This window comes from Methanoculleus sp. MH98A (genome assembly GCF_000691865.1).
Lineage (GTDB): Archaea > Halobacteriota > Methanomicrobia > Methanomicrobiales > Methanoculleaceae > Methanoculleus.
Genome location: NZ_JMIO01000086.1, coordinates 1 through 4,287, shown reverse-complemented (window position 1 = coordinate 4,287; position 4,287 = coordinate 1). Strand labels below are relative to the sequence as shown.

General features: G+C 62.7%; 6 protein-coding genes. 3 read left to right on the top strand and 3 right to left on the bottom strand.

Translation table 11 applies throughout. From position 1 onward, the window contains the following. Positions 1-66: 66 nt before the first annotated feature. Entirely contained in the window at positions 67-339 is a 273-nt protein-coding gene (locus EI28_RS10785; protein ID WP_048114769.1) for an ACT domain-containing protein, read from the top strand. An 8-nt stretch (positions 340-347) separates the two neighbouring features. Next, complete coding sequence (locus tag EI28_RS10780; RefSeq protein ID WP_011845101.1) at positions 348-1,712, top strand: PFL family protein; 1,365 nt, start codon at positions 348-350, stop codon at positions 1,710-1,712. A gap of 68 nt (positions 1,713-1,780) precedes the next feature. On the opposite strand, the gene EI28_RS10775 is transcribed toward EI28_RS10780, so the two are convergent. Next, positions 1,781-2,374, bottom strand: coding sequence for a flavodoxin family protein (locus tag EI28_RS10775; protein WP_048114767.1), 594 nt, complete (start codon positions 2,372-2,374; stop codon positions 1,781-1,783). Between the two features lie 56 nt (positions 2,375-2,430). Next, a complete protein-coding gene (locus tag EI28_RS10770; RefSeq protein WP_048114765.1) occupies positions 2,431-2,781 on the bottom strand; it encodes a cupin domain-containing protein in 351 nt (116 codons plus the stop codon). Between the two features lie 98 nt (positions 2,782-2,879). Here EI28_RS10770 and EI28_RS10765 point away from each other — a divergent pair, with 98 nt between their 5' ends. Next, positions 2,880-3,884 (top strand): DUF523 and DUF1722 domain-containing protein, encoded by a 1,005-nt coding sequence (locus EI28_RS10765; protein ID WP_048114763.1) that lies wholly within the window; start codon positions 2,880-2,882, stop codon positions 3,882-3,884. 88 nt (positions 3,885-3,972) lie between these two features. On the opposite strand, the gene EI28_RS10760 is transcribed toward EI28_RS10765, so the two are convergent. Beyond that, a partial coding sequence (locus EI28_RS10760) for a polysaccharide biosynthesis C-terminal domain-containing protein (RefSeq protein ID WP_048114761.1) occupies positions 3,973-4,287 on the bottom strand: 315 nt, incomplete at its 5' end.

Below are 4,287 nucleotides of genomic sequence, written 5' to 3'. Positions count from 1 at the left end.
CACTCCCCGGCAAACCTTGAATCACCGGTACATCCTATCCATACCCACACAAGGACGGGAGAGGGCATGAGCAAGACAATCATTACCGTCGTCGGAAAGGATGCCGTCGGCATTATCGCGAAGGTCTGCACGTATCTTGCCGATAACCAGGTCAATGTCGAGGACATCTCGCAGACGATCGTGCAGGGCTACTTCAATATGATGATGATCGTCGATACCGGCAGATCGACAAAACCGTATGCCGGGATGGTAACCGAACTCGACGACCTCGGCGATGCAATCGGCGTCAATATCCGGTGCCAGCGGGAAGACATCTTCACGAAGATGCACCGCATCTGAGGGGTTCCATGATCAATATTCTCGAGGTGAACGAGACCAACAAGATGATCGAGCAGGAGAAGCTCGATGTCCGGACCATCACGCTCGGCATCAGCCTTCTCGACTGCTGCGACTCCGATCTCGACGCCTTCAACCGGAACATCTACGACAAGATCACCCGACTGGGCAAAGACCTCGTCTCGACCGGGAGGGAGATCGAGCTCGAGTACGGGATCCCGATCGTGAACAAGAGAATATCCGTAACCCCCATCGCACTCGTCGCCGGGCGGGCCTGCAGGTCCGAGGAGGATTTCGTAGAGGTTGCAAAGACGCTGGATAAAGCCGCACGGGACACGGGGGTCAACTTCCTCGGGGGCTACTCGGCCATCGTCTCGAAAGGCACGACCCCGACCGACGAAGCCCTCATTCGCTCAATCCCGGCGGCTCTCGCCGCGACCGGGAGGGTCTGCAGTTCGGTGAACATCGGCTCGACGAAGACCGGGATCAACATGGACGCCGTGAAACTGATGGGGGAGATCGTGCGGGAGACCGCCGAGGCGACGAAGGAGAACAACTCCCTCGGCTGCGCGAAACTCGTCGTCTTCTGTAACGCCCCCGACGACAACCCGTTCATGGCCGGGGCGTTTCACGGCGTCTCCGAGGCCGATGCGGTCATCAACGTGGGCGTGAGCGGCCCGGGGGTCATCAAGCACGCGCTCGAGGATGTCCGGGGCAAGAACTTCGAGGTTCTCTGCGAGACGGTCAAGCGGACGGCCTTCAAGGTGACCCGCGCCGGGCAGCTCGTCGCCCAGGAGGCGTCGGAGAGGCTCGGGATCCCGTTCGGGATCGTGGATCTCTCTCTTGCCCCCACGCCCTCCGTCGGGGACAGCGTCGCCGGGATCCTCGAGGAGATGGGGCTCGAGTCGGTCGGTGCGCCGGGGACGACGGCCGCCCTCGCCCTCTTAAACGACCAGGTGAAGAAGGGAGGGATCATGGCGAGCTCCTTTGTCGGCGGGCTTTCGGGCGCGTTCATCCCCGTCAGCGAGGACCAGGGGATGATCGATGCGGTGAACCGCGGTGCCCTCACGATCGAGAAACTCGAGGCGATGACCTGCGTATGCTCGGTCGGCCTCGATATGATCGCGATCCCGGGCGACACACCCGCCTCGACGATATCCGGCATCATCGCGGACGAAGCCGCGATCGGGATGATCAACAACAAGACGACCGCTGTCCGGCTGATCCCGGTGATAGGAAAGGATCTCGGCGACACCGTCGAGTTCGGCGGGCTGCTGGGGCATGCACCGGTCCAGAGGGTGAACGGGTTCGGCTGCGCCGACTTCATAAACCGCGGCGGACGGATCCCCGCACCGATTCATAGTTTCAAGAACTGAGTGCCGGGGGCGCATCTTTTTTGGTCCCGGAGGAACGGCGGCATCCCGGTTCGGCGCCATAAAGCCGGTCACGGGAAGGGATACGCCGCCGCAAGGTCCCGGCCGCACCGGTACGCCTGCTCGAGCACCTCCTTCTTCGTCCCGACGATCCCCGGCTCGAAGCAGTTGAGGACCGGGAGTTCGGCAACCACCTCGTAGCCGAGCGGCCGGAGCGGCAGGGAGAGCGCTTCGAGTGCAACGCCGAGATCGGCGGGATCCGCCTGCTCGCCCACCGCAAAGACCACGGCCTTGCGCTCCCGGCCCGCAAGACGGCTGGAGTAGCCCCGGGGACGGTCATCGGTAAAGTCGTAAAAGGCGTAGAGCCGGTCGATGAACGCCTTCATCTGGCTGGTGACGTTGTAGTGGTAGACGGGGGAGCCGAGAACGAGCGCATCCGCTTCCACGATGCGGGGATACAGTAACGTCATGCCGTCGTTGAAGCGGGTGCAGGTCAGGTCGCGCCTGCACCGCTCGCAACCGACGCAGCCCGCAATAACATACTCGGAAAGGCTGACGGCGCTCGCCTCGCCGCCTGCGTCGGAGACCCCGCGGAGAACCTCCGCGAGGAGACGGGCGGTGTTCCCCCGCGCTCTCGGGCTCCCGCTGATGCCAAGCACCTTCATGATCGGAGTTCTCGCTGAACAGGGGAATAAGGGTTCCGGGGGTGCGGCGCCACCGCTCACACCGCAACATCCCGGATATGCCGCTCGCCGGACTCCTCCCACGCCGGGACGGTGACGAGCACCGCACGAAAGCGCCCCACGAAGTAGATGCTGTTTCCCGGCGGCACGACGACGACGTCCCCCGCCCCGACCCGGTGCTCGACGCCGCCGATGACGTAGATCCCCTCCCCTTCGACGATGTAGTAGATGAACGCGCTCTTCTCGTGAAGGAATTCCTCCGCATGCCCCGATTCCGTCTCCAGGTAGACAACCCCCGCCGGGGCGCCTTCCGCCGCATAAACCCGCATCCGGACACCGTGCTTCTCAAGGTTAACCCCCTCCTCACGCCTGATGACCGCCGGCTTCATGAGAGAAGAGTCGCGCCGCAGGGCTATGAAGGTGGTGTGCGTCCTTCCCCCACCGGGATCCAAGGGTTGATATCCATCCCGGCGTATCGTGATGACCCATGACCCGGGAATACCCGCGCCCCCGCCTCGTCGTCAGCCGCTGCATCGAGTTCGACCCGTGCCGCTACGACGGCTCGAAGATACCCTCCCCCACGGTGGCACGCCTGCGGGAGTACGCCGACTGCATTCCGGTCTGCCCGGAAGTCGAGATCGGGCTCGGGATACCCCGCTCGACCGTCAGGATCGTGCGGACAGGCGGTTCCGATCGCCTCATGCAGCCGGCTACCGGGCGGGACGTTACGGAGGAGATGGCCGCCTTCGCAGCACGGTTTCTCGACTCCCTGCCCCCAGTCGAGGGGTTTATCCTCAAAGGCGGCTCCCCCACCTCGGGCACCCGGAACGTCCGGGTGTATCCGTCGACGGAGAAGTCCGCGGCGATAGCGAAGTCCGCGGGCTTCTTCGCCCGCGAGGTGCTGAAACGGTACCCGGAACTCCCCGTAGAAGACGAACTCCGCCTCAACAATCAGCGGATCCGCGACCATTTCCTCTCCGCGGTCTTTACCCTGGCGGCGTTCCGGGGTGTCGAGAGAACCCGGGACCCCCAGGTCCTCGTGCAGTTCCACACGGACAACAAACTCCTCCTGCTCGCCTTGAGCCAGAAGATGCTGCGGGAGATGGGACGTCTTGTCGCGTCCCGGGCAGCGGTTGAACCGGGAGAACTCTTCCTCCGGTATCGCCGGATGCTCTCTATCGCGCTCGCACGCGCTCCCCGGTATACCGCCAACGTCAACGTTCTCCTGCACGCCCTCGGATACTTCGCCGATCGCATCTCAGACGAGGAGAGAGCCTACTGCATCAGGCTGATTGACCGCTATAAAAACGGCCATGCCACCATGGCCGAACCCCGCGGCCTGCTCCGCTCGTGGGTGATCCGGTTCAGGGAGCCGTACCTGATGAACCAGTCGTTCTTCGCCCCATACCCCGCCGAACTCGTGGATCTGCCGGGAGGCATCACCGATCGCGGGCGGGATGTCTGGAATAGCAGGGAAGATCCGTCATCGTAATCGCGCCCGCGCACGGCAGACGATATGAAGATGCTCCCCCCCCCATAGAGGCCTTTTTCCGGGGCGATCCCTCCTCGGTTCGACGGATTCATTTATTGAGAAGGAGATTCTTCAGCGAACCCAGTTCCCTCCAGTCCAGGCCCTTTATCAGGACCATTATCATGACGTACAGAACCATGCCGCTCCCAACCGCAAAGAGGAGACTATACACCGAATAGACCGGTATAAGCAGTATAACGCCGGCCATAGCCCCGGATGCGGCGACGCTCTTGAAGATAGACGACCAGTAGATCCTGAACCTGATATACCGAAAGGAGAAAAGAATCGCCACGATCGCGGTGACCGTGTAGGATATCAGGGTAGCGATTGCAGCACCGATAAAACCGACGAACGGGATGAGCAG

Excerpts from the sequence above, each read along its gene's own strand:
- EI28_RS10785 (WP_048114769.1), top strand. The coding sequence starts at position 67 with ATGAGCAAGACAATCATTACCGTCGTCGGAAAGGATGCCGTCGGCATT.
- EI28_RS10780 (WP_011845101.1), top strand. The coding sequence starts at position 348 with ATGATCAATATTCTCGAGGTGAACGAGACCAACAAGATGATCGAGCAG.
- EI28_RS10775 (WP_048114767.1), bottom strand. The coding sequence starts at position 2,374 with ATGAAGGTGCTTGGCATCAGCGGGAGCCCGAGAGCGCGGGGGAACACC.
- EI28_RS10770 (WP_048114765.1), bottom strand. The coding sequence starts at position 2,781 with ATGAAGCCGGCGGTCATCAGGCGTGAGGAGGGGGTTAACCTTGAGAAG.
- EI28_RS10765 (WP_048114763.1), top strand. The coding sequence starts at position 2,880 with ATGACCCGGGAATACCCGCGCCCCCGCCTCGTCGTCAGCCGCTGCATC.